General features: G+C 41.1%; 15 protein-coding genes and 1 pseudogene. 5 read left to right on the top strand and 11 right to left on the bottom strand.

What is annotated here, in order from left to right; genetic code table 11:
• Positions 1-97 precede the first annotated feature (97 nt).
• The 4 genes from H6G75_RS03540 to H6G75_RS03525 all read right to left on the bottom strand — a co-directional run bounded on the left by H6G75_RS03540 (position 98) and on the right by H6G75_RS03525 (position 4,245).
• Positions 98-589, bottom strand: coding sequence for a gluconokinase (locus H6G75_RS03540; RefSeq protein ID WP_190978601.1), 492 nt, complete (start codon positions 587-589; stop codon positions 98-100).
• Positions 590-743: 154 nt separating this feature from the next.
• On the bottom strand, positions 744-1,706 hold the full coding sequence (locus H6G75_RS03535) for a protochlorophyllide reductase (protein ID WP_190978600.1): 963 nt from the start codon (positions 1,704-1,706) through the stop codon (positions 744-746).
• A gap of 395 nt (positions 1,707-2,101) precedes the next feature.
• Positions 2,102-2,539 (bottom strand): DNA mismatch repair protein, encoded by a 438-nt coding sequence (locus tag H6G75_RS03530; RefSeq protein ID WP_199337699.1) that lies wholly within the window; start codon positions 2,537-2,539, stop codon positions 2,102-2,104.
• A gap of 452 nt (positions 2,540-2,991) precedes the next feature.
• Positions 2,992-4,245 (bottom strand): VCBS repeat-containing protein, encoded by a 1,254-nt coding sequence (locus tag H6G75_RS03525; RefSeq protein ID WP_190978599.1) that lies wholly within the window; start codon positions 4,243-4,245, stop codon positions 2,992-2,994.
• Positions 4,246-4,750: 505 nt separating this feature from the next.
• On the opposite strand from H6G75_RS03525, the gene H6G75_RS03520 reads away from it, so the two are divergent.
• The 3 genes from H6G75_RS03520 (at position 4,751) to H6G75_RS03510 (ending at position 11,548) form a co-directional block, all read left to right on the top strand.
• A complete protein-coding gene (locus H6G75_RS03520) occupies positions 4,751-6,067 on the top strand; it encodes an aminopeptidase P N-terminal domain-containing protein (protein ID WP_190978598.1) in 1,317 nt (438 codons plus the stop codon).
• Between the two features lie 269 nt (positions 6,068-6,336).
• Positions 6,337-9,717, top strand: a complete 3,381-nt coding sequence (locus H6G75_RS03515; protein ID WP_190978597.1) for an EAL domain-containing protein — start codon at positions 6,337-6,339, stop codon at positions 9,715-9,717.
• Between the two features lie 103 nt (positions 9,718-9,820).
• The gene (locus H6G75_RS03510) at positions 9,821-11,548 is read left to right on the top strand and encodes a hypothetical protein (protein ID WP_190978657.1); all 1,728 of its coding nucleotides are present in this window, start codon (positions 9,821-9,823) and stop codon (positions 11,546-11,548) included.
• 341 nt (positions 11,549-11,889) lie between these two features.
• On the opposite strand, the gene H6G75_RS03505 is transcribed toward H6G75_RS03510, so the two are convergent.
• Positions 11,890-12,654, bottom strand: a complete 765-nt coding sequence (locus H6G75_RS03505; RefSeq protein WP_190978596.1) for an SDR family NAD(P)-dependent oxidoreductase — start codon at positions 12,652-12,654, stop codon at positions 11,890-11,892.
• Between the two features lie 255 nt (positions 12,655-12,909).
• Entirely contained in the window at positions 12,910-14,061 is a 1,152-nt protein-coding gene (locus H6G75_RS03500; RefSeq protein WP_190978595.1) for a histidine decarboxylase, read from the bottom strand.
• Positions 14,062-14,553: 492 nt separating this feature from the next.
• On the opposite strand from H6G75_RS03500, the pseudogene H6G75_RS03495 reads away from it, so the two are divergent.
• Positions 14,554-16,956: pseudogene (locus tag H6G75_RS03495) on the top strand (PBS lyase); the annotation flags it as partial.
• A gap of 490 nt (positions 16,957-17,446) precedes the next feature.
• On the opposite strand, the gene hcp reads toward H6G75_RS03495, so the two are convergent.
• On the bottom strand, positions 17,447-19,084 hold the full coding sequence (gene hcp, locus H6G75_RS03490) for a hydroxylamine reductase (RefSeq protein WP_190978594.1): 1,638 nt from the start codon (positions 19,082-19,084) through the stop codon (positions 17,447-17,449).
• 154 nt (positions 19,085-19,238) lie between these two features.
• Between hcp and H6G75_RS03485 the strand changes: the two genes are divergently transcribed.
• A complete protein-coding gene (locus H6G75_RS03485; protein WP_190978593.1) occupies positions 19,239-19,904 on the top strand; it encodes a Crp/Fnr family transcriptional regulator in 666 nt (221 codons plus the stop codon).
• Between the two features lie 39 nt (positions 19,905-19,943).
• On the opposite strand, the gene H6G75_RS03480 is transcribed toward H6G75_RS03485, so the two are convergent.
• The 4 genes from H6G75_RS03480 to H6G75_RS03465 all read right to left on the bottom strand — a co-directional run bounded on the left by H6G75_RS03480 (position 19,944) and on the right by H6G75_RS03465 (position 24,473).
• A complete protein-coding gene (locus H6G75_RS03480) occupies positions 19,944-20,207 on the bottom strand; it encodes a hypothetical protein (protein ID WP_190978663.1) in 264 nt (87 codons plus the stop codon).
• A gap of 216 nt (positions 20,208-20,423) precedes the next feature.
• Entirely contained in the window at positions 20,424-21,281 is an 858-nt protein-coding gene (locus tag H6G75_RS03475; protein ID WP_190978592.1) for a DUF4351 domain-containing protein, read from the bottom strand.
• A gap of 363 nt (positions 21,282-21,644) precedes the next feature.
• Positions 21,645-23,531 carry an ATP-dependent zinc metalloprotease FtsH2 gene (gene ftsH2, locus H6G75_RS03470; RefSeq protein ID WP_190978591.1) on the bottom strand — a complete coding sequence of 629 codons (1,887 nt, stop codon included), beginning with the start codon at positions 23,529-23,531 and terminating at the stop codon, positions 21,645-21,647.
• Positions 23,532-23,978: 447 nt separating this feature from the next.
• Complete coding sequence (locus tag H6G75_RS03465; protein WP_190978590.1) at positions 23,979-24,473, bottom strand: hypothetical protein; 495 nt, start codon at positions 24,471-24,473, stop codon at positions 23,979-23,981.
• Positions 24,474-24,756: the final 283 nt, after the last annotated feature.

Below are 24,756 nucleotides of genomic sequence, written 5' to 3'. Positions count from 1 at the left end.
TAAAACCCAAAATTATGTAGAGACGTTACACATAACATCTCTACAGTATTCCCCAAATATACAAACTGCTGTAAGGAAAAAATCTGGGAACAGGCGCTTAAACGTTGAGGCTATTTCTAATTTGCGGCAAAATCGCACCTAAATCTTGAGAGATATCAATATAAATGGCTTCTTGGGGTGTGGGTGCTTCTAAGGTATCGAACTGGCTTTGTAAAAGATTGGCTGGCATAAAGTGACTGTGGCGATCGCGCAATCTTTCGGCAATTAACTCATAACTGCCAGTAAGATATACTAACTTTACCCGTGGATCATGATTCCAAAGAAGATCACGATAACTTGCTTTGAGTGCTGAACAAGCCAAAATCACGTTTTTCTCTGCTTGTAACCATTGAGCGATCGCAGTTTGCAATGATTGTAACCAAGGTTGGCGATCGACATCCGTTAATGCTTCCCCTCGACTCATTTTGGTTTTCGCCGCAGTGGAATGAAACCAGTCAGCATCGCAAAATTCCCATCCTGTTGCGGCTACTAATGCTTGACCAATGGTGGTTTTACCAGCACCAGCCACTCCCATGATTAAAATTATCATTTGTTGACTAAAATATCTTATCCAAACCCAGTCATCAGTTTTGTCTCCCTTGTCCTCCTTGTCCCCCTTGTCTACCTCTCATCTCATCACTTGTAAGGTGTAAGGGTATATGTATCCAAACCCCTTACACCCTATCTTCATCACCGTAACTTAGTTACGCTAACCCAACTAGCTTTTCACTCAAATCCCACAGACGTTCAGCTTTCGCATCATCCCGCGCTTGAGGAGAAACTGTCTGCACAAAAGATTTACCCTCTTTTTTCTGGCGATTTCCCCAACTCCAATAAGCACCAGATTGCTTATATTCTGGTTCAATCACCACGGCTGCAACCCTCTCTCCTGCCGTATCTTGAGAAACATATCCCCCAGTAATATATTTCTGGAACAAGGGGAAGAGTTTTTGGAATAAAGGATAGTGGTTGCGGAATAGTGGTGTTTCAGCTACACATCCCGGATATAGCGAAGTGAAGGTAATACCAGTTGATTCGTGATAGCGTCGATGCAGTTCCCGCATGGTTAACACATTGCAGACTTTACTATCTTTGTAAGCTTTAACGGGTTCAAATTTTTTCCCATCAATCATCGAAATTGGTGTTTTAAAACCTGCGGCGAAGCCTTCTAAATCACCCAGGTCTGGACGTGGTGGAATCTTACCACCTAGTTCGTCTGGGTTGTGGGTAACTGTTCCCAAAATCACCATTCGCTTATCCGCAGCCGGAGATTTTTTCATATCCTCCAGCAAGAGTTTGCACAGCAGAAAATGACCAAGGTGATTGGTGGTCATGGTTAATTCGTAGCCTTCGGGACTGCGTAATGGCTCTTTGATTAATGGCATATAAATCGCCGCATTCGCCACCACCGCATCTAAATACTTGCCACTGGCTCTAAAGTTGTTAACAAACTGGCGCACACTATCCAAAGAACCCAGGTCAATGTGCAGAAGGGTATAGCTGTCCTTGGGTATACCTACCTCTTGAGCAGCTTTTTCAGCCTTTGCCAAATCTCGGCAGGCCATGACAACGTGCCATCCTCTGCGAGCAAATGCTTTTGCCGCGTACAAACCTACTCCAGAGGACGCACCTGTGATTACAACCGTTGACTTCCGATCCTGTGCCATTGCTATTCAGACTCTGTTATCGCCTTTTACTATCTTCTGGATTTTACATCACTGGGTTATACAGATTATCTATCAATTTTTGCTTAATACTTGTTAACAAATACAAAGGATAAATTTTTGCTTTCCAGTTATTAATTATTGCGAAATATGAAGGTGATATTTATTTATGCTGAGTATAGACAAGTCACAGGCGATCGCATTTCAATACCGAGCCAGTGCGATCGCAGATTTCATGGCTAAAAATACTGAAATTGTCGATTTTTTGGTATAAACAAATGTAGCTAATTACTGTATCTCCTTACATAAGAGACAATTTATTTTTACTTGATTAATAACCTCTAATTGAAAAATAATGGTGGGCATAACCCACCAAAAATCTCGATTTAATTTTTATTTTATAATAAACATTCTCTAGTTTGATGATGATTGATAAACATTTCCATGTCATAGTCAATATTGTCTAGAACTATTGAAAAATTAGTTCTATCATATTCACCCTCACAAAAAGTTTCCATATATAAATTACTGCCTGAATTATCAATATATGCTTTCATAAACATAAATAATAAATTCAGTTCATTTACATATTCTAAAAGATTATGTCTATCTACATTCAGATTACAAGAATAAAGAATTCTAATTAATACACCTCGATTTGGTACATTTTTAACGATTAAACCATGCTTTCTGGCGTGACGACATAACAGTAATTCATCTTCTTCATCAACATGATAGCCATTGAATTCTAGATGATTGCGATATCTCACCAAGGGGTGAGCTAAATAATCACCGATATTAATTTCTGACACGGGTATAAACCTCACAATGTACATAACCAGTGATGTTGGTTAAAGTTAGTATTCCCACTTAGAGATAGTTTATTAACTCTATCTGGAGATATATAGTAATCCGGTTTGATTTCTGAATCTACTTGTGTCGGCAGGGAGTTAGGAATGGGGAGTCAGGAATAGGAAAGAAGGAGTATGTCAGTGTAATATTTTTTTGATAAATCAAAGATGAACAGAGAGCGATTGATCTCGCTTATACAAGACGTTACTAAAATGCGTCTAATTTTAAATAAGCAGTATGCTCTGACTTTGAACATACTGCCATAACAGAAGGTTAAACGGTAAAAATCCAGAATACAGAAATCAGAATTAATCAGAGTTTGATCATCAGTACTATGAGGCTATGAAATTTTTAGTAGAGTACTGATTCTAAATTCTGACTCTTGATTATCACTGTTACCTTCTGTGGTCAGAATCGCACCCAAAATCACCAATTTTTAGCCGGTATACCAAGCAGCACCAAGTCTATCTTTTGTAGCGACAGTAGATTCTGTAGCTTTTGTGCCATTCATTGTCCAAATCTTATCTGCACCAGAAGCTTGATCACGCCAGTAGACATCGGTTTTACCATCGCCATTAAAATCGCCAAAGGATGGTGTCAAGGATGCACTGTTGCTGGGAAGGAAGGCTTCAGACTTAACTGATGTACCATTCATTAACCAAGCGGTGTTCTCACCAGTTTTTTGATTGTGCCAGAAGATATCGGTTTTGCCGTCACCGTCAAAATCACCAATGTTAGCTTGCCAAGAGGAATCTAGTGTCTTAGCTGCGCCTTCAGTAACAACGATACCGTTCATAGTCCAAATTTTGTTTTGGCCGGTGGAAGTGTTACGCCACAGAATATCAGTCTTTAAGTCACCGTTGAAATCACCCAGAATGGGAGTTAAAGCCGAAGATTGAGATTGTAGGTTAAATTTGCTGACTTGTGTGCCATTCAGGAACCAAGCACTGTTAGCGCCAGTATTGGCATTGCGCCAGAAGATGTCACTTCTACCGTTACCGTCAAAATCAACAACGGTTGGAGTTAAACCAACTGCTGTGGTTTCGAGAACATTGGCACTAGCAACTTTTGTACCATCCATTGTCCAAATGGCATTTTGACCAGTTTTAGCGTTGTTCCAGAAGATATCTGTTTTGCGATCGCCATTGAAATCACCAATTAAGGGATTCCAGTTGCTATCAACTTTTTCTAAAGCGGCGGTACTAGCGACTTTTGTACCATCCATTAAGACAATTCTATTTTCGCCTGTTTGGGTATTCCGCAACAAAAAGTCGGTTTTGCCATCATTATTGAAATCGGCAATTCTGTAAGTCCAAGCGTTGATGTCAAACTTACCCATAGAACCTTGGGAGACAATTTGTCCACCATCCATGAGGCGAATTACAATCTCACCTGTTTGAGCATTAACCCAGAGTTTATCGACTTTACCATCACCATTAAAATCAGGCGCGATCGCGGCACTCTTTAAGTAAGGGTTGGGGTTGGGATTGGCGCTGGCTGTGACTTTTGAGGTTGTACTTTGCTGTGTTGATAAAGAACTTGTTTCTAATATTGAAGCTGAACTACTGCCTAAAAAAGTTTTGCCAATTCCTTGAGCATTGTCTAGAACATCTAACAATTCACTTGATTTTCTCAAAGAGTCAGAAAATGTATTTGCTTGTAATGCAGATGATTTTGAATTTGAAGACATAGTGCGTTCTGATCACTGGTTGTCCTCAAAGTTTTAACTTAAAGCTCATAGTCATTTCTGTAATTTAATAACAGTTATTCTCTTTTTACTGTTTTTCAATTAAACATTTTGCAAATTAAAATATCAAGGTTTATATACAAGTTTTGTTTGTATAAATCATTTTATTTATTTTTGCAAGTCCGAGATAATCAATCATGTAATTTGTCAGCGTTTTTTATTTATGTCAGGCTTTAAATATATAAAATAAGTTTGTTATCTACTTATCAGCAAGCAAAATTTAGAATGCCCAATTCAGACAAAACTCATCTGAGTAAAAAGTTCTGAGTACAATCGCTCAAGCAGGAGAAAATATTCGTTAAAATAACAGCAATCAGTCGCTACTGAGAGGCTTAATCATAGCTAGGTTAGAAACAGTATCAAGTGTGCTGAGTACTTATTTTTGAATCAGCCTTCAGTACTAAGTAAGGTAAAATAACACAGTATTTAACTGACAAATTGAAAAACTATGCAATTAGAATATCGGCAGCGTCGGGAGCAATTAATGGCGAAAATTGGCAATGGTACGGCGATTTTTCGCAGTGCGCCAATGGCAGTAATGCACAACGATGTCGAATATGCTTATCGTCAAGATAGTGATTTTTTTTACTTAACAGGCTTTAATGAAGCGCAAGCCGTGGCAGTGTTAGCACCAAATCATCCCGAACATCGCTTTGTGTTGTTTGTCCAACCAAAAGACCGAGAAAAAGAAGTTTGGTCTGGTTATCGCTGTGGTGTGGATGCAGCGAAAGAAATTTATGGTGCTGATGCGGCTTATCCCATTAATGAATTAGATGAAAAGTTGCCGCAATATCTAGAAAAGTCTGATCGCATTTATTATCACTTGGGACGCGATCGCCAATTTAATGAAAAAATTTTAGAACATTATCAAAGTTTACTGCGGACTTATCCCAAACGAGGTACAGGGCCAATTGCCATTGAAGATACCTGTACAGTGCTTCACAGTATGCGCCTAATTAAAACAGAAACCGAATTAGAAATGATGCGCCAAGCAGCTGCGATCGCTATTGAAGCACATAATCAAGCAATGGCAATTACCAAACCCGGACGTTATGAATACGAAATCCAAGCCGAAATTGAATGGCTGTTTCGCCACCGGGGTGCAATGGGGCCTGCTTATCCTTCGATTGTGGCTTCAGGGGCGAATGCTTGCGTCCTCCACTACATTGAAAATAATCGTCAGATGCAGGATGGTGAACTGCTATTAATTGATGCTGGCTGTGCCTACAATTATTACAACTCCGATATTACCCGGACATTTCCCATAGGCGGTAAGTTTACGCCAGAACAAAAGACATTGTATGAGATTGTACTAGAAGCACAAAAACAAGCGATCGCCCAAGTCCAACCAGGTAACACCTTTAAAGCAGTCCACGATACTGCTGTGCGCGTCCTCACCGCAGGCTTAATTGACCTTGGCATTCTCCAGGGCGAAATTGACAAAATTATTGAAGAAGAAAAATACAAACCATATTATATGCACCGCACCAGCCATTGGTTAGGCTTAGATGTGCATGATGTTGGCGTTTACCAACATGGTGATGACAAACCGCAGATTTTACAACCCGGTCAAGTCCTCACCGTCGAACCAGGGCTATACATCGTCCCAGATACAAAACTAGCCGAAGACCAACCACAAACCCACCCACGTTGGATTGGCATTGGCATTCGCATCGAAGATGATGTACTCGTCACATCCACAGGCCATGAAGTATTAACTGCTGGAGTTCCCAAAGAAATAGATGAGATAGAACGAGTCGGTTAAAGAAGCCAGAGGGGTATGAGGAAATTCCCATAAATAAATTTAGGGGCAACTCCTGACAGAGGGAAAATAGATTACTGCCTCCTGTACTCTGCCTGTTTTGGTCAAAATTCTCCATTATACCCCTAAACCCTTGTATCACCACTCCCAATTCCCCCATTTTCACCCTCACACTTAAGATTTTCCAGGTAAGTTCAGCAGTTATACGGAAGCCATAACAAACCAGATCAGTTATTCAGTGGATGATAGTCAGTACATCTAGCTAGAAAACAATGGTCAGTAATAGTTCTGTGCAGGCCGACAAAACCCAAAGGTTAGTAATGCGCCTGCCACGTACCTTGAGTTATCTAGAAACATGGGGTTTTGGGCTGACGGGTCATGTAGGATGGATTGGCACTGCACCTGTTATCCATGCAGCACTGGGATCTAAAGCTATTTTCGTGTGGGTGTTTGGGACAATTGTTTCTTGTATTTTGAACTTACAAATCCAAAGTTTGGGTAAACATTGGCTGGATGTAACCGGAGGAACACCTAATTATACGGCTCGGCTACTCAAAAACTATCCTAGTTTGGGTCTCTATGTTGCTTTGGCATATTATTTTAGCTGGGCAGCCGCACCAGCATTATACGCAATTATCCTCACAGACTTAGTTAAAGTTAATTTTCAACCTTTAGGTATTTCTTGTCCAGAGACTTTCTTAAAAATTGCCTTCACAGCGATTCCCTTTATTGTGGCCTTTAGCGGGACTCGTGCTGTGGCACTACTGCACTTATTTTTTGTGATCCCGGCAATTTCGTTAGTACTTTTGTTTTGTACTCAAGGCATATTTTGGTTAGTTTTATCTCAGGAAATTAATTTATTTCCAGCTAGTAACCATAGCCTAACTTTTGCAGAATGGGCAAAGTGGTTTTTTCTTGCCAGTTATTCAGTTTATGCTTGCGAAACCACATCTTCGTTTGTGGCTGATAGCCGTTCTCCACAAAAAACTTTGAAGTTTTTAACCACAGCAACTTGGCTAATTCCCCCCGTCTTTCTTGGTGGTTCATGGGTCTTAATGTGTACTGTTACCGATACCAACATTGGTGAAGATACATTCTTGAATTTATTAGCGGCATCACAACCTTTTTGGGGACAATTTGCCCCTTTTTTAGTCACATTACTAATTGCATTTTCTTGTCTGCTAAGTTGTGCCACAGCCGTGACCAATTCTCCTCGGATTCTCTACCAATTGGCTTTGGATGGCCAATTATCACCTGTGTTTACGGTAGTTTCCCGCCAAGGTATTTTGGGGCCAGCTATTTTTATTACTTTTGTACTCAGTTTGCTTTGTTTGAATTTAGGCAGTGTATCTCACCTGGTGACAGTGGCAGGCACATGCTATTTGTTAGCAATTATGGGGCTACATTTTGGCTTGTGGTTATGTCGTAATCAAGCAGAAGTTTTGTGGCCTTGGTGGTCGTTGGGTTTTTTTTTGGTAGAGGCAGTAGTTTTAGTAGTTGGTGGGTTAGCTTGGAGTTGGCAAGATTTATTAATTGGAATGATTATTCCTTTGGTGCTAATCATAGGAGATATCGCCTTGCGTCGCTGTAGCTTTGCGCCATTTCATCCCCAATGGTGGACAGAAGTTTACACCGAAAAATTTACTAGTAATAGCCCAGATTTTGTTGTACTTCAGGTAATTGTTTTAGTATCGCTCATTTGTGCTTCTGCCATTGGCAGTTGGATTTTGCGTGATTTATTGGGTGAATTTCATAACAACTCACGCAATTCTTTACTGGCTATTGTGTTAGTTATGCTTTCGTTTGTGGGGGTAGCGATCGCCTGCTGGACTACCCTACCACAAATTGCCGCCATTGATCAGGCACGCCAACAAGCCAAAAATCTCTTTATTACTACCCTCAATACTGTTCCTGATATTGTTTTAGTTTTGGATGAACAAGGTACAATTCTCCAAACCAATTTAGCAGCTGAAGAATTATTTCAAATTAGTACCCAGCAATTAATCGGACAGAGCTTAAATCTCTTTCTCGTCAACCATCATGGTAAACCAGAACAATGGTCGATGCGTAGTGAACAAACTCTTACCACCAAGCATGGTTCATACATTGTAGAATCTACTGTTTCCCAGCCCTCTCACCTGTCATTACGACAGTATGTTGTCATTCTGCGAGATATTACTCAACGCAAACTAGCCGAAGAAGAACTCAAACAATACCGTTGTCAGCTGGAACAGTTAGTTGCAGAACGCACCATTGAACTGATGAGAGTTAATCAACAGCTGCAACAAGATATTCTCGAACGACAGCGAACCCAAGAACTATTGCTGCACAACAGTTTACATGATGCCCTCACAGGACTACCCAACCAATCTTTATTTATGGAGCGAGTTAAACTATCTCTAGAACGCAGCAAACAACAAAAAGATTATGTCTTTGCTGTCATCTTTTTAGATTTAGACCGCTTTAAAGTCATTAATGATAGTTTAGGACATTTACTCGGCAATCAACTGTTAATTGCCATTTCCCATCGACTCCAATCAATTTTACGTGCAGGCGATATGGTGGCGCGGTTTGGTGGTGATGAGTTCACAATTTTACTGGAAGAAATCGATGGCATCAACGGTGCAATTCAAGTCGCCGAACGCATTCACAATTTACTCGCTTTACCTTTTCAATTAAGTGAACACACAGTATTTACCAACGCAAGTATGGGTATTGCCTTGAGTACAAATAATTATGAGCAAGCTGTACATATCCTGCGAGATGCTGATGTGGCTATGTATTCGGCAAAATCTCGCGGTAAAGCACGTTATGAAATCTTTCACCCCACTATGCACGAAACTGCATCTCTGCTATTGCAGTTAGAAACAGCGATGCGTCATGCACTGATTCAGCAAGAAGAATTTCGCCTACACTATCAGCCTATTGTTTCCCTCATGACGGGTAGAATTATTGGTTTTGAAGCCTTAATTAGATGGCATCACCCCGAAAGAGGCATGATTTCTCCAGAAGAATTTATTCCTTTAGCAGAAGAAACCGGAATGATTGCTTCTATAGGTCAATGGGTACTTTATGAAGCTTGTCGTCAATTGCAAGTTTGGCATCAACAATTTCCAACTTGTTTACCCTTGACAATTAGTGTCAATTTTTCTGGTAAACAAGTTATGCAGCCGGATATTGTCAAACAAGTACAACAAGTTTTGCAAGACACGGGTTTAGAACCCAGTAGTTTGAAGTTGGAAATTACCGAAAGCTTGCTAATGGATAACTTTGAATTAGCCAACGCGATGCTTTCGCAATTAACTACCTTGAACATCGAGTTACACATGGATGATTTCGGCACAGGTTATTCATCCTTAAGTTATTTACACCGCTTACCACTGAGAACGATTAAAATCGATCGCTCTTTTATTAGTAATATCGGTAGTCGAGGGGAAAATTTAGAAATTGTGCGAGCCATTATTACATTAGCCCACAGTTTAAATATGTCAGTTACTGCCGAAGGCATTGAAACAGTAGAACAATTAGCCCAACTCAAAGCCTTACAGTGCGACCAAGGACAAGGATATTTCTTTTTCCCAGCTTTGGAAGGTTCTGTTGTAGAACTACTACTGAGCAGTAATTTATCGGAGAGGAATTTTTTTGAGGTGTAATATATTACTTATGAACAAGTTACACCCTGGTTTAGCTTTTATCATCTGTTTGCTATGTTTGGGAGCTACCCGGCCTAAACCTGAGTCGCAATGGACACCGCAGATGGAAGCTGAGTTTAAAGACCGCTCTCAACAAGCAATTGCCAAATTTGCTGGTAAGAACTACGGTTCAACCGCCTTTGAGAATGAAAAAAGGTCTTATCCCAAGGCGATGATGGACTTTTTAGCAGGTAATCGAGAAAAGGCGATCGCTTTTTTACAATCGGAAGACGCAGATCCGCAATTTCATCAACATACATTGGGTATTGATTTTTACTCTAGCTTTACCCTCAAAGGTCAAGTCCGTAAATACTTCTACTTTGGCAAATATCTTGACCCAAGTTATCGTCAGCGTATGAAAAAAGCAATGGCAATTTTTACCGAAAAAGACCCATTGACACGCAAGTTCAGCACACCTCGCAAATTTTGGTTGAAATCATCTGATAACTGCAATACTTGGGTAGACTGCCGTAACACTGATAATTTAAAAGGAATGCGGGATGTAGCAGTTTATTTATTTGCTCAAGAAACAGGTAACGAAGCCACACGCAAAATCTATAAAGAACGTATTCGGCGCGATATCCACACTCTCTACCAAATTGGTCAAGGCGAATGGGACTCAGAAAACTACCTGGGACATACCATTACAGGCTATATCAACCTCTATGATTTTGCTCAAGATCCAGAAACCAAATCTCTGGCTAAGTCTGCACTTGATTGGTTTTTTGCGGCTGGCGCGTTGAAATATTGGCGAGGTGGTTTTGGTGGCCCCTCAAAGCGCGACAATAGCGGCGGTAACTGCGTTTGGTGTGCCTTAGCAACTCATGAATTAGGACTATATTTTGGTGATTCCCCCATCTTAGATCCCAACTCATCCCCAGACGAAGTACACCTGATTACCAGCAGCTACCGTCCCCCACCAGCAATTGTGGCCTTAGCGAAAAAGCAATTTCCCAAACCAGTGGAATTACTTAATTCTAAACCCACTTACGAAAACTGGAAACCGGGAAATGATACTGCACCACAGTTTTATGAAACTCTTTATTTTGGTCAGACATTTCAATTAGGAACATTAGCCCAAGGTTCTGGCGGCGACTGGAACGGTTTTAAAATGATGGCGTTTAATTCTAAACGTGGGGTAGATTATTTTATTGCTTCCACAGGAACCGACCCCACAAAAATCTCTACAGCTTCCGTTGGCGGTGAAAACATTGCTCAATATCGTAATTTGGTAATCTGGCTAAATCACCAACCAAAAGCACCATTTCAATTCTTGCTCCCTAAATCTGCATTGGTCGAAACGAATAAGGGCATAACTTTTATTAAATACGAAAAAACATGGCTGGCATTAACACCAATTAATTTAGTTGTGGAAGGAGTGAATACAACAGCAACTCAAAAAATTCAAAAGCGATATCCTGATGACCAAATTTTGACAGCAACAGGTAATGGTAAAAAATACACAGGCTTTGCCCTAGAAGTTGGCGAACCAGCAACCCACGGTAGTTGGGAGAAATTTCAACAGTCTGTCATTTCTCAATCTTGCTTAAATCTCCAGCAACTAGATAAGGGAGAAGTGGAATATCAAGGTGTTTTCGGTAAGGTAAAAATGCAATATCAAGGTGCAAATTTACCGAAAGTTTGGCGTAATGGCAAACAGCATAATTGGCGAGAACATTTTGCTGTTTATCAAAGTGCTGATGGTGTTAAAAGCCCAATTTATCAAGAATGGAAATCAGGTAAATTGACAATTAAAGCTGGGGGCTATGAGTTGCAAAATCAAAGCAGGTGATAGGTTACAGGTGATAGGTTACAGGTTATACCAATTTAATGTGAAGTTGCACATATTTCGATCCCCCTAAATCCCCCTTAAAAAGGGGGACTTTGATATATTTTCTTCCGTTTTCCCCCTTTTGAAGGGGATGCTCAAGGGGATCGGATTCTATGCAGCTTAATAAAAAATTAGTATTACAGGTTACAGGTTATAAATAGCTAAAAGAAGCATTTTGACTTCTCCCCAAGGGAGACGCTACGTGAACGCTCAATGCTCGATAGGCTTCGGTCACTGAGCTTTGCCGAAGCGAAGTGTCGAAACCCTCCCCTTGTCTACCTTGTCTCCCTTATCCCCCTTAACTACTGCACCGTATAACCCCCATCTATCACCAAGGATGTTGCTGTAATATATGAGGCTTTGTCAGAAGCCAGGAATAAAATAGCTTGAGCTACTTCATGGGGTTCTCCTACCCTCTGTACGGGAATTGTCGCCGCGAGTTGATTAATTGCTTCTTCTTTGGTCACACCTTGCCAATCAGCAAATTGTTGCACCTGTAATGTATCAATTACACCTGGACAAACACAATTAACTCGAATATTTTCTGTTGCGAGGTCACGCGCCAAACTGCGGGTTAATTGGACAACTGCACCTTTGGTAGTGTTATACAATGCAAAATTGGGAAAAGCAATCAAAGCCGCTATAGATGCAACATTGACAATGGCACCACCACCACGCTGACGTATGTGAGGGATGGCATACTTAGCACAAAAAGCATAGCCTTTAACATTGGTTCCTAAAACTTTATCCCAATCAGAATCGGAAGCGTTTTCTAGAGAACCAATTGCTAAAATACCTGCATTCGCCACTAAGATATCGATGCTTTGCCATTGATTAACAACACTTGCAATCCAATGCTGTACCTGATTTTCATCACTCACATCGCAGTTGTGAAAAGTGGCTTCTCCACCACTATGTTTGATTTCTTCCAGCAGAGATAAACCACCAGTGGTATCAATATCTGCGATTGCTACTTTAGCACCTTCAGCCGCAAACAGTTTAGCTGTCGCTCGACCAATACCAGAACTACCTCCAGTCACTAATGCAACTTTATTGGCTAATTCCATAAGTTCTTAGTCCTTGAACAAATAGACATCTTCTTAATTAACCTGAATTCGATGAATACAGTTTTGACCTCACCCTCAACAATATTGATTTGGGTGTAGGGGTGATGTAACTCGCATGAACTCGTGATTTTTAGAGTTATGACTCATCACATTGTTAAAATCTACACTTGTACAAGGCATGAAGGAGGGTAATTTATAATCAAGTCTGTTAGGAGAGAGAATGTGAGAGGGAGAGGTTTGTGAGATTCACGTTAATTAAGAGAATATAGGTTGCAGTTGTAAATATTCTGGTTCTGGTAATAATCCTTCTTGGAAGACAAGTTCGTTCACGAAAGTATCAATTTTGTGGCGGTCTATATTTTGCATTACTATTAGATGTGCCACATTATCCATAGTTGCCAATTGCCATTTTTTGATTAATGGTTGGCTTGGCTTTTGAAACACCACAGTATTCGAGAATTTATTCAGCATACAGGGATATTCTCGCAATTGAAGTTGCTGGAATAAATATTGGGCATTTTGAATACATGTTTTTGCTTCTTTGGCGAATCCTTCATAACCTCTGGTTTTCAGGGCATACCAAATAATCAGAGGCGTATGACCATTACGAGAACCAAGAATAGTGGTATCTTTAGAACCGATATATTCAATCATAGTTTCTACTTTTTCTACCCACTTTTTCTTGGTTAAGACTACACCACAAGGTAGGGGTGAACCAATGAATTTACCAGAAATAGCGATACTATCTATTGGTCTTTGAAAGTTAATTTGAGGTGCATTCTCTAAAAAGGGTAAAATCATCCCCGAAAGTGCGGCATCACAATGAATGTAGTAATCTTTGATTTGATGTCGCTTGAGAATTTCTAAAACTTTGTCTAGGTCATCAATTGCGCCTTTAACAGTAGTGCCAATATTCAAGTTAAGAATTACTGGACGCTGAGAATTTTGCTGAATTGCTTGGGATAAATGTTGATAGTTCATCTCGCCATTAGTTTGGGAATTAATTACTTGATGCTTTATCCCAAACAGTCTAGCGGCTTTAGCAATGGAGTAATGAGAGTCTTGAGATGAATAGAGAATGCCATCGGGATAAATTTCTCTTGCTAATAGCATTCCATATAAATTTCCTTCTGTTCCACCAGCAGTTACATAGCCCCACGATTCATTTTCAGGAATTTTATATAGTTGAGAAAAAAATGATAGAACTTCTTGTTCAAATTTGCGGGAATGTAGACCAAAATCTGGTTCTACATAAGGGTCGCCAGCATTATTTAATAAAAAATTAAAGAACTTGGTTAGATAAGTGAAATCACAACTTAAGTTATATGGATAACCTGCATGGAATTGAGTTCTCTGTTCTATTTGTTGCCAAAAAAGTGTCAACTCTTTGCTCACGGTATCTAACATATTTCTTGATTGTTTATATTTTTAGTTCACGCAAGTTTTACACTGAATCTTAAGCGTTGATTCAATATTTTTAGGTTTTCTTAATAACTATATTATTGCAATTAAAGATTCTATAAAGCAGTGATCATACGGAGAAACCTGAGTGAATATCTTTGGATTAAGTAAGATTGACTTAACATATATATTTGCATTACGTCCTGAAAGTAAAAATAGAAGTTTCGCTCAGGCATAATATCAATATTTAATGGAATTTCTATAAGAAGTTACACCGAATTATTCAACTATGCCTGCGGAAGATTCAGCATAATTACAGACAAATGTCAGTTAATACTTAAAGGAAATTACGAGGTTAATAAATATACTGCATTTACGGAATATCGAGAAAATACGGACGGTTTTCGTCCAGTTCTGGGTAATTAGCGATCGCACCTAGTTAAATATATGGAAAAGGCTCAGAGTCTGAGAGATGATTTATGAAGTGAACTTTAAATTATCCTCGACTTGCTCAAGGATAAATCCGTTGACAGTAATGCTCGTTACGATGCAGCAGTGGCATTGACAAAGAGTGATGCTGCTAAACCCTATATCAAAGACATCCTCAACTTGCTCAAGGATAAATCCGTTGAAAGTAATGTTCGTTCCGGAGCAGCAGCGGCATTAGGAAATCTAGGCGATGCTGTCAAACCTTACGTTAAAGACATCGCTGATATCCTCAAGGATAAATCCGTTGACAATTTTGTTCGTTACGGTGCAGCAGCGGCATTGGCAAATCTGGGCTATGCTGCCAAACCCTACGTCCAAGACATCGCTGATATCCTCAAGGATAAATCCATTGACAGTAATCTTCGTTATGGTGCAGCAGAGGCATTGGGAAATCTAGGTGATGCTGCCCAACCCTACGTCAAAGACATCGCTGACATCCTCAAGGATAAATCTGTTGACAGTTATCTTCGTTCCGGTGCAGCAGTGGCATTGGCAAATCTAGACGATGCTGCCAAACCCTACGTCCAAGACATCCTCGACTTGTTCAAGGATGAATTCGTTGACATTAATGTTCGTTCCCGTGCAGCAGAGGCATTAGAAAAGATAGAAAAACTCAATCTGAATAATATTGTTGTAATTTTGGATAGCGTCTACTACACAGATCAATCAGAATTTGCAAAGTGGCGATTTTTAACATATTTCCTGGGTGGCGGTACTGATGAAGTCAAAACCTTGCTTGCATGGCTGGGTAGACCGAAAGCATTTCCTGATAAACTGATACACGCTGAAGGTATAAAAACTTTGCACATCTTCGCCCAAGCTTGGGAACCTAGCCAAGGCTTGACACGATTACGGGAAGATTTAGCAAAGCAAATTGCCGTAGTCGCCAGAAAAGTCTCTTGGCAACCCCAAGATATTACCATTTTAGAAACCCACTACCACAACCTCAAAAAAGCCAACTACAGCGAAGCCGACTCACTGCAATCAGTCATAGTTAACCTCAAAGGTTGGCAGTGGTTTTTCAACGCCAGAATTACTATTATCTCTCACGCCGCCTTTTGGCTTGCCCTCATCTTCGCCTACCCTAAATTCCCCCAAGTCCAAGCCATCTTCTTCTGGAACCCTTGGGTACGCCGCATTCTCGGCGTGGGCTACGTCGGCTTTCTCCTCACCTGGGTTCCCTTTTTCCGCCGCAAATTATTTGAACCCTTCAAACCTTCCCTCCTCGCCGATGCCGGGTTAGATAACTTTCATGACCAATCATACTTTCCCCAGTCGCAAGTCAAAGTTCCTTCAGGCGACATCCTCCCTGTTACCGCCGCCCTCCCCGGCATCAACGGACAAGTTATCTTACAAGGTGATTCCGGTTTGGGCAAGTCGATGTTTCTCCGCCATCTGCTGACAAACTCTCAACGCATCGTTGTTTACCTCCCTGCCCAAAAATGCCATAAAGGCGTAATTGAAGCCATCCAAGACAAACTACACGGGCAAGCCCAAGATGCTGACTTCCTGAAAAACCTGATATACAGTGGTGCCATTGACATCTGCATCGACGGACTCAACGAAGTCACAGCCGAAACACGCGCCAAAATCTGCCAGTTTGTCGAAAGCTATTTCCGGGGCAACATTATTATGACAACCCAACCCCTAGAGTGGACACCACCCTCAACGGCCAAAACCTATTACTTACAACCCCTGGAACAAACCCAAATTCAAGAGTTTCTCCTTTCCCGTCAGCCGCGACTGCCCAAAGATGCCACAGTCCAAGGTCAAGATTACGAAATAGCCTGCATTAATTACCTCCAAGAAGTCCTCACCACCCAGCAACCCCAAGAAGAATTAAACGCCGCCCGCCGCATTCTCTCCAACCCAATGGATTTAACAGTAGTTGCCCTGATGTTATCCCAAGGCAAACATCCCAACTTATTCCGCCTGCAAGAACAGCAATATAATTTGATGGCGGCAGAATACCTCAAAGAATGGAATCAAGAATTTCCGTTAAAGAAATTCGCCGCCGCCGTCTACGAAATGCGGATGCAAGATAAACAAGCCTTACCCGCCGATGAATTTTTCCAAGTTGTGAAATCTTTAGAAGACGAGAAATACAAAATGGTCGTCAGCCGTCAATGGCAAGATGAAAAAGGGGAAGCCAAGCAAGAATGGTACTTCCGCCACGATAAAATCATGGACTTTTTCTTAGTGCAGAATTTCCTCGGCAACAGCGATGAAGCGGAAGTACTGTTAGTAGATAGAATGGGCGATCCCCGTTTTCGTGGGGTGTACTTTTTGTTAGCCACCTTACTCCCGTTAGATGCAGCGAAAGAACTGCGGGAGAAGTTGATTCAATACGCGGCGGATACTAAGGATAATACGGTGAGTAATACTTTTGTGCAGTTGTTACGGACTAGGTAAACAAATACAGACCTTACCTCTAACCCCTTCCCTTGTAGGGAAGGGGAACATACAAGTCGACAATTGGCAGTATCAAACCGCATCCCGCCTAGAACTAAAGTTCCAGGCTCATAGCCAAAGTCCACAAAGCGTGGACTGAAATACGTTTTTAGTTGAGTCATCTTCAGATGACTTGCGCTATGAGACTCGGAATTGATTCCGAGGCGGGACAGATGCACTACACGAATATTTGTGTGTACACCGTAGCCTTGAAGGAGAGAGTTAACAGTTACCAGTTATCAGTTACCAGTGACCAGTTAATCCCTATGAATAAATTCAGGGGATTTTAGCAAGGAATAACTTTTCTTTTTTCCACAAATGAATTTGGGGGCTTGTACCGTCTTGTGAACAGTGAAAAGTCTCTCTGGTAACTGGTAACTGGTCACTGTTCACTGTTCACTGATTCGGTCAAAACAGTGCTACATTCAACCGAGAACCACTATATTTAGCATTAAGCGACGAGACAAGCTGCTAAGTCTTGTTCTGGAGTTGTAATCAGTTTGAGGTTGTATGTTGCTGAAAGTAGCTTCACAATATTGGGTGTGAAGAAAGCTGGTAGTGTAGGGCCGATACGGATATTTTGAATGCCGAGGTGGAGTAGTGTGAGGAGAACTGCGATCGCTTTTTGTTCATACCAAGACAATACTAAAGATAATGGCAGTTGATTCACACTCACACCAAAAGCGTCGGCTAAGGCTACGGCAATCTTAATTGCTGAGTAAGCATCATTACATTGACCCAAATCTAACAGTCGGGGAATACCGCCGATTTCGCCTAAGTTTTTGTCAAAGAAACGGAATTTACCACAACCTAAAGTTAAAACAATACAATCACTCGGCATTTGTTCTACTAACTCGCTGTAGTAATTGCGTCCCGGTTTTGCACCATCACAACCACCAACTAAGAAAAAGTGCCGGATTTGACCTTGTTTTACACCTTCAATCACGGTATCAGCTACACTCAACACGGCATTCCGCGCAAAACCTGTGGTGACAGTACCCTTATCTTGTTCATCAGCAAATCCCGGTAGTTCTAAGGCTTTTTGAATAATTGGTGCAACATCACGAATACTGATATTTAATAATCCTGGATAACCAACAGGCCCCAGTGTAAATACTTTATCTTTGTAAGATTCATGGGGAGGCATGAGGCAGTTGGTTGTCATGGCGATCGCACCAGGAAAATGGTCAAATTCGTGTGTTTGATTTTGCCATGCTGTACCGTAATGTCCGTAAAGGTGCGGATAAGTTTGTTTGAGTTTGGGATAGCCATGTGCAGGCAGAAGTTCACCGTGAGTATAAACTTTAATACCTGTTCCGGCTGTTTGTTCGAGGATAGCTTTCAACGCCAGGAAATCATGTCCTGATACTAAAATTGCTTTACCTGCGGTATGTCCGAGGGGAACCACTGTCGGCGTTGGATGACCGAAAGTTTCTGTATTCCCAGCATCCAGTAATTCCATTGCTTTCAGGTTCATCTGTCCAACTTTTAACGCTAAATCTAGCCATTCAGATAAACTTTTATATTGGTCATCAAGATGTGCCAAAACTTCATGGAAAAATCTATATAAATCTTCATCATGCTGATTTAGTTCCAAAGCATGGAAGGCATAAGCCGCTACACCTTTGAGTCCATACAATACTGTTAGTTTCAGAGAGAAAATATCGACATTCTTTGCTGATTGGCTGATAAACTCAAATTCTAGGTCTTTTCCTTGCTGAACTTGTTGTTTTAACTCACTGGCAGGTTGAAAATTAGCGATTGCTGACTCCACAACAGCGTTACCTGTGGCTTGAATTTGCAGCTTGAGACTTTCACGTAACGCGATCGCCCGATTCACGAAAGCAACAAAATCATCCGGTGCAAAATTCACGTTTGTCAGTGTAGAAAACAGCATCTCACAGGTAAACTCATCAGTCTCACGACTACTAATTCCCAGAGACTTAGCTTGTAGCGCCACCTGAGATAATCCCCGTAAACAATGCACTAACAAATCTTGCAAAGCATCAACTTCGGGACTTTTACCACACGCACCCCACTGATGACAGACATCGCCACGGGTTGTTTGTTCACACTGGTTGCAGAACATAGTTTCTAACTCCAATCTTCATGCTTCCAGCGTATTGCCTACCCTTAAGTAAATCCTTGATTTAAGTCAAGAGTCTTTGCAAAGTTTGGTTAACTATGGTTTGCATCGTGGCTGGGGTGTCTATCCTGAATGAGTTGCTGATTGAAAATTGCTGATGAGTTTTACCGAACGTGTCTTAGAAGTCAAAAAGTTTCTGCAAAAGACACCAATTTTTCAAAATATTTTAGATGAACAGTTGCAAGCACTAGCCAATATTGCTATCCCCCAAACTTATAAAAAAGGCGAAACCTTATTTTGGGAAGGAGATGAAGGTACAGGGTTTTTTATTGTCAAATCTGGCAGAATTAAAGTTTTTAAGCAAGCAAATGCTGGTAAAGAACAAATTTTGCATATCTTTGGCGCAGAAGAACACTTTGCGGAAGTACCCGCCCTTGATGGTGGGAATTTTCCTGCGTCAGCTGCGGCGATCGAAAATTCTGAGGTGGTGTTTATTCCCAGGAAAGCATTTTTGCTGGTTTTGCAACAACATCCCACCCTCGCGATCGCTATGCTATCAACCTTTGCCAAACATCTGCGTCGATTAACCTTTTTAGTTGATAGTCTTTCGTTTCAGGAAGTCCCAGAACGCTTGAAAAATTACTTATTTACGTTGAGCGATCGCAATGGCAATGCTGATATAGTTGAACTCGATTTACCTAAAGCCCAACTAGCTGCACTTTTAGGTACAATTCCCGAAACTCTCTCCCGTGCATTTTATAAGCTTTCTCAAGAAGGAATCATTGAAATGAACGGGGCAAAAATTCATTTACATCGAAATTAGCTTTAACCCCGACGCAACAGCCGGGGTTACGATTTTAGGTTATGCAATTAAAATTTGACGAATTAATATACTCATCACTTCCCCAGAGTTGGCTGTGGGTAGGAATGGACTCCAGTCGCCAACACTTGCATAACCAACTGCTTGTAAACGGTAAATTACACTAGTCACCGCTTTAGGCGAACCAATCAATAAATGTTTAACTGGTTCTCTGGTAGGAAATACAGCAGATTGCTTAAGTGTGAGAATCTCAAAACCTTCGCTGGGTAAATACTGTTGAGTAAAATTTTGTACTTGTGTAATCATGATAATTGAATCCTGTTGTGGGTTTAAAGAAAGGCGATCGCAGACTCTTGCCGGAGGGCGATCGCCTTTCTCATGTCTTAATATTAAAGTATAATTTTATACAGGTCAATCACTGATTTAAAAATATTTGCAATCAAAAAGCTCCCCGACTTTTTATAAAAGTTGGGGAGCTAATTTTTTGGTGAAGTGTTTGTAGCGAGCGATCGCATAATTTTTTTAACTAGACTCAGAGAGATTAGCTAAATAATTCACCAAATCATTTTGACTAGTAAAATCTAACAACGCCTCAGCTAAATCTTCCAATTGAGTAATCGATAAAGTTTGAATTTGCTGTTCTGTCTGTGGTTCAATTACACCAAATCGGCGTTTTAACTGACGCAAGATTAATCCCAGTGCCTCTTGTCTCTTTCCTCTTGCTTCTCCTTGTTGTAATCCCTTTTGCAAAATATCTTGATAAATGACAGATTCTTGCATAATTTCCTCACTGAAAAGTTGTGTAATTAAGTTTTTCTCAAACCGCAAACCAGCTAAAATTTGAACACAAGCGGAAATATTTTGTCGCTCATCTGTTTCTTCAATCATATCCACAGCCGCCGCGACTTGGGTTAATAATCCTTGGGGCGAGTTGGTTTTAGCTAATGTTGCTAGGGGTAAAAGTGCAGGATTAGCGAATAGTGTGGCTGGTTCTTCTTCCCATAAACGAATTACACGATATTTGTGTATGGTGTTGCTGTCTGTGTACTGAGTTTTATACACAATATCGGATGATGTCGGTTGTAAGAAAATTAACACTTGATGAATTTCACACCAGAAATATTGACGTTTTAATCTGGTGTAATAATCCAGCATTCTAAAATCTAGTGGTGGTGTGGATTGGGATGTGGTTTGGAACTCTATATGTAAAATTTGGTTGGCAATTTGTAGGAAAGTTACTGAATCAGCGCGAATTGGTTCGAGAGTGAGTTCGGTTTTGAGTACTTGAATATTATCAACGGTGTCAGATGAAAGTAGCCATTTGGCAAACTCAGCGGGATAAGTTTCGGCTAGATATTTACAGGTGTTATCGTAACTCAAGGGTATTTTGCACTTTTATTAATCGCCTCACAATTTACCATAGCGATCGCTTCACCACTGCCAAATTTGAATGTCTAAGCGTAAATTTGGTTAAGTCTCGCGCAAAGACGTAAAGAGTGGAGCGATCGCAATTACATAATTAAATTCATTACCCACCGCTTGTAAACCCACTCTCACCCTCCGCGCCTCCGCGTCTCTGCGTGAGGTAAATCACCAAATCAAAATTCACTGACCTTCTTCATCAGCAGAAGTCAGATTACATCCAGCTAAACAGTTGTCCCCCCTTCTGGAGAAAATACCTACTTAAAATAAAAATGGGCAAGGTTCTAAACCCCACCCATTTCTAGAAATATAGTTTAGGAATTACAGTTGCGGTACATACTGTTGTTTTTCAGGAACATCAGTATATTCAGCAACGATTTGGCGGAATTCTTCGCCGTCGATGGTTTCTTTTTCAACGAGTAAATCAACGATGCGGTCTGTCACGGTGCGATGTTCACGCATAATTTTCTTAGCGTGTTCATAGCATTCTTCAACAATCACCCGTACTTGAGCATCAATGCGAGAAGCGATCGCTTCGGAATATTCAGATCGGGTTGTCCAGTCACGACCGAGGAACACTTCTCCTTGTTGGCTTTCTAAGGAAAGTGGCCCTAAGTCAGACATCCCAAACCGAGTCACCATTTGACGCGCCATTCCGGTTACTTGCTGTAAGTCACCGCCAGCACCAGTTGTCACTTCCGCCGAACCAAAAATGACTTCTTCGGCTGCACGTCCACCCAAAGCACCAGTAATTCTGGCTTTGAGTTGAGAACGAGAAATTAAACCTTGTTCTTCGTTGGGAGTAAACCAAGTTAAACCCTGTGCTTGTCCCCGTGGAATCAAAGTTACTTTTTGTACTGGGTCATGGTCTTTGAGTAAAGTACCAACCAAAGCGTGACCAATTTCGTGGTAAGCAATTAAACGCTTGCTCTTGCTGTCTACCAACGGAGTTCCTTCCATACCTGCAACTACGCGGTCAACTGCATCGTCGATTTCGCGCAGGGTGATGGCTTCCTTACGTCTTCTGGCGGTGAGAATTGCGGCTTCGTTAAGTAAGTTAGCTAAATCTGCACCAGTAAAGCCAGGAGTCCGGCGAGAGATTGCTTCTAGTGAAACGGTGGGGTCTAATTTCTTGTTACGTGCATGAACTTGCAGAATTTCCAAACGTCCTTTGACATCTGGCGCATCGACAGTTACTTGTCTGTCAAAACGTCCGGGACGTAACAAGGCTGCGTCTAATACGTCGGGACGGTTGGTAGCAGCGATGATAATAATCCCTGTGTTACCTTCAAAACCGTCCATTTCGGTCAGTAACTGGTTGAGGGTTTGTTCCCGCTCATCGTTACCGCCACCGATACCTGCACCCCGTTGTCTACCTACAGCGTCAATTTCATCGATGAAGATGATACAGGGAGCGTTATCTTTGGCTTTTTTAAACAAGTCGCGGACGCGAGAAGCACCCACACCGACGAACATCTCCACAAATTCTGAACCGGAAATGCTGAAGAATGGTACACCAGCTTCCCCAGCGATCGCTTTTGCCAGTAATGTTTTACCTGTACCTGGAGGGCCGACTAACAACACACCTTTAGGAATGCGTGCGCCAACAGCAGTAAATCTTTCTGGCTGTTTCAGGAAGGTGACAACTTCTTGTAATTCTTCTTTGGCTTCTTCAATACCAGCTACATCATCAAATTTCACACCAGTTTTGGCTTCCATTTGAAAACGCGCTCTCGATTTACCAAAGTTCATTGCTTGTCCGGGGCCACCAGGAAGATTGCTGGAGCGGCGGAACAAAAAGAACAAACCAGTGATCAATAAAATTGGGAAAACAAGATTGCCTAATAATCCCCAAATTGCGCCATCATTACGCATGGGGTGTGCATCAAAACTAATTTGTTTTTCTTTAAGCTTGCTAATTAACTCAGGGGCGCTAATTGGCAGGTCTACCCGCCACCGCTGAATGCGATTTTCGATATCTGGATCAATAGCTTCGACAATTGCAGTTCTACCGCCTTCATACAAATCTACGCTAGTGACGCGATCGGCATCCAAGTATTCTAGAAAACGCCCGTAAGTCATGCGGGTATTAGCAGCATTCTTACCCATATCCGCAGGAGCATTCGCAAATGCTCCTTGCCAGAAGAAAAAGCCAATTACCAAAGCAGGCAATGTCCAGAGTACGAGGACTCTCCAAGAGAATTTCATCTTAATTTTGCCTCTGCCAATACAATTAATTATTTCTAGCTACTCTCTAGCTTGGCACTCATCTAGGGAATCATCTTCCGCAAGATATTGCCTCGCTTGGTAACTAGATTTTGCAACGGATGTTTATTAATCCATTTTGTTTAATTTGATTTCTAGTCACACGTCACCATGAATGTGTGCCGCTGAAAAGATTCTTAATTAAATTTAACTTAATTTTAATACAGCTTGGATGATGACAGCAAAATTTAAGATGTAGATATTTAGAGTCTAATGCTGCGATCGCACAGCAGTAAAAGTTGTAGAGACGTTGTATACAACGTCTCTACAAGAATTTTATCGAATGCAGTTTCTATATGACTTATGGCAAAGCCTTTACGTTCTCATAGAATTGGGATGATTTCTGAGAAAAACATTAATCCCTAGCCTCTAACCCCTAACCTCTAGTGACTACTTCACTTCAGTAATGGTCAATGTATAAGGATAATACTGACCTTGATTGTATGAACCGACCCAAACTTGATAATTTCCCGGTAGCCATTCACCACTCATCCCAGGATTTTTACCCTCAAAATCATCATTACACCATGTACCACCGGGGCCTTTCACAATCAGGGTGACATCTTGAGGGCTTTGCACTTGGAGTCTAAGATAATCGAATTTAGTCTTGAGTTCTAAAGTATGGTCTGGTGCTGCATCAACAAACCCATCACAAGGCCCAGTAATTGTTTCTCTTCTCCCAGCAACTCTATTTCCCGAAATTGACCCGCCACTCATTCCCCGCACAGTTATAGGGTCTGGGGAAAATGGATGGTTAAGGGTCACATCTCCAAATATTGTTGGTGCTTCTTGAGCATGAGTGATGGTATTAGTTATGGATGCGACACAAAATGCCAACATTGCCAAAGATAATTGTATCCCTCTATTTAAAGATGTTTGCGACATTGTGATCACACAGGTTTCTCAGTGCTTAGAAAGACATGAATTTTACATTCTAAGTTCCCAAGATGAGAGGAATTGACTATTCTTTTTGGAGGCAGAAGGCAGGAGGCAGGAGGCAGGAGGTAAAAAAATGACTGTCTTTGACATCACGCTCTCAAAATTTCCTACTTCAGATACCTTGGTAATATTTTAGTTTTGGCATTCAAAGTCAATCATGAGCAAGAAGCGAGGCTCTCTCTGTAACTTGCGCTCTTTGATCTCAGGAAAAATATCAATTCGTAATTCG

Source organism: Nostoc sp. FACHB-280 (assembly GCF_014697615.1).
Lineage (GTDB): Bacteria > Cyanobacteriota > Cyanobacteriia > Cyanobacteriales > Nostocaceae > Nostoc_B.
Note: the sequence above shows the minus strand (reverse complement) of the source record. Positions and strands in the feature narration are given on the sequence as shown.

Excerpts from the sequence above, each read along its gene's own strand:
- H6G75_RS03540 (WP_190978601.1), bottom strand. The coding sequence starts at position 589 with ATGATAATTTTAATCATGGGAGTGGCTGGTGCTGGTAAAACCACCATT.
- H6G75_RS03535 (WP_190978600.1), bottom strand. The coding sequence starts at position 1,706 with ATGGCACAGGATCGGAAGTCAACGGTTGTAATCACAGGTGCGTCCTCT.
- H6G75_RS03530 (WP_199337699.1), bottom strand. The coding sequence starts at position 2,539 with ATGTACATTGTGAGGTTTATACCCGTGTCAGAAATTAATATCGGTGAT.
- H6G75_RS03525 (WP_190978599.1), bottom strand. The coding sequence starts at position 4,245 with ATGTCTTCAAATTCAAAATCATCTGCATTACAAGCAAATACATTTTCT.
- H6G75_RS03520 (WP_190978598.1), top strand. The coding sequence starts at position 4,751 with ATGCAATTAGAATATCGGCAGCGTCGGGAGCAATTAATGGCGAAAATT.
- H6G75_RS03515 (WP_190978597.1), top strand. The coding sequence starts at position 6,337 with ATGGTCAGTAATAGTTCTGTGCAGGCCGACAAAACCCAAAGGTTAGTA.
- H6G75_RS03510 (WP_190978657.1), top strand. The coding sequence starts at position 9,821 with ATGGAAGCTGAGTTTAAAGACCGCTCTCAACAAGCAATTGCCAAATTT.
- H6G75_RS03505 (WP_190978596.1), bottom strand. The coding sequence starts at position 12,654 with ATGGAATTAGCCAATAAAGTTGCATTAGTGACTGGAGGTAGTTCTGGT.
- H6G75_RS03500 (WP_190978595.1), bottom strand. The coding sequence starts at position 14,061 with ATGTTAGATACCGTGAGCAAAGAGTTGACACTTTTTTGGCAACAAATA.
- hcp (WP_190978594.1), bottom strand. The coding sequence starts at position 19,084 with ATGTTCTGCAACCAGTGTGAACAAACAACCCGTGGCGATGTCTGTCAT.
- H6G75_RS03485 (WP_190978593.1), top strand. The coding sequence starts at position 19,239 with ATGAGTTTTACCGAACGTGTCTTAGAAGTCAAAAAGTTTCTGCAAAAG.
- H6G75_RS03480 (WP_190978663.1), bottom strand. The coding sequence starts at position 20,207 with ATGATTACACAAGTACAAAATTTTACTCAACAGTATTTACCCAGCGAA.
- ftsH2 (WP_190978591.1), bottom strand. The coding sequence starts at position 23,531 with ATGAAATTCTCTTGGAGAGTCCTCGTACTCTGGACATTGCCTGCTTTG.
- H6G75_RS03465 (WP_190978590.1), bottom strand. The coding sequence starts at position 24,473 with ATGTCGCAAACATCTTTAAATAGAGGGATACAATTATCTTTGGCAATG.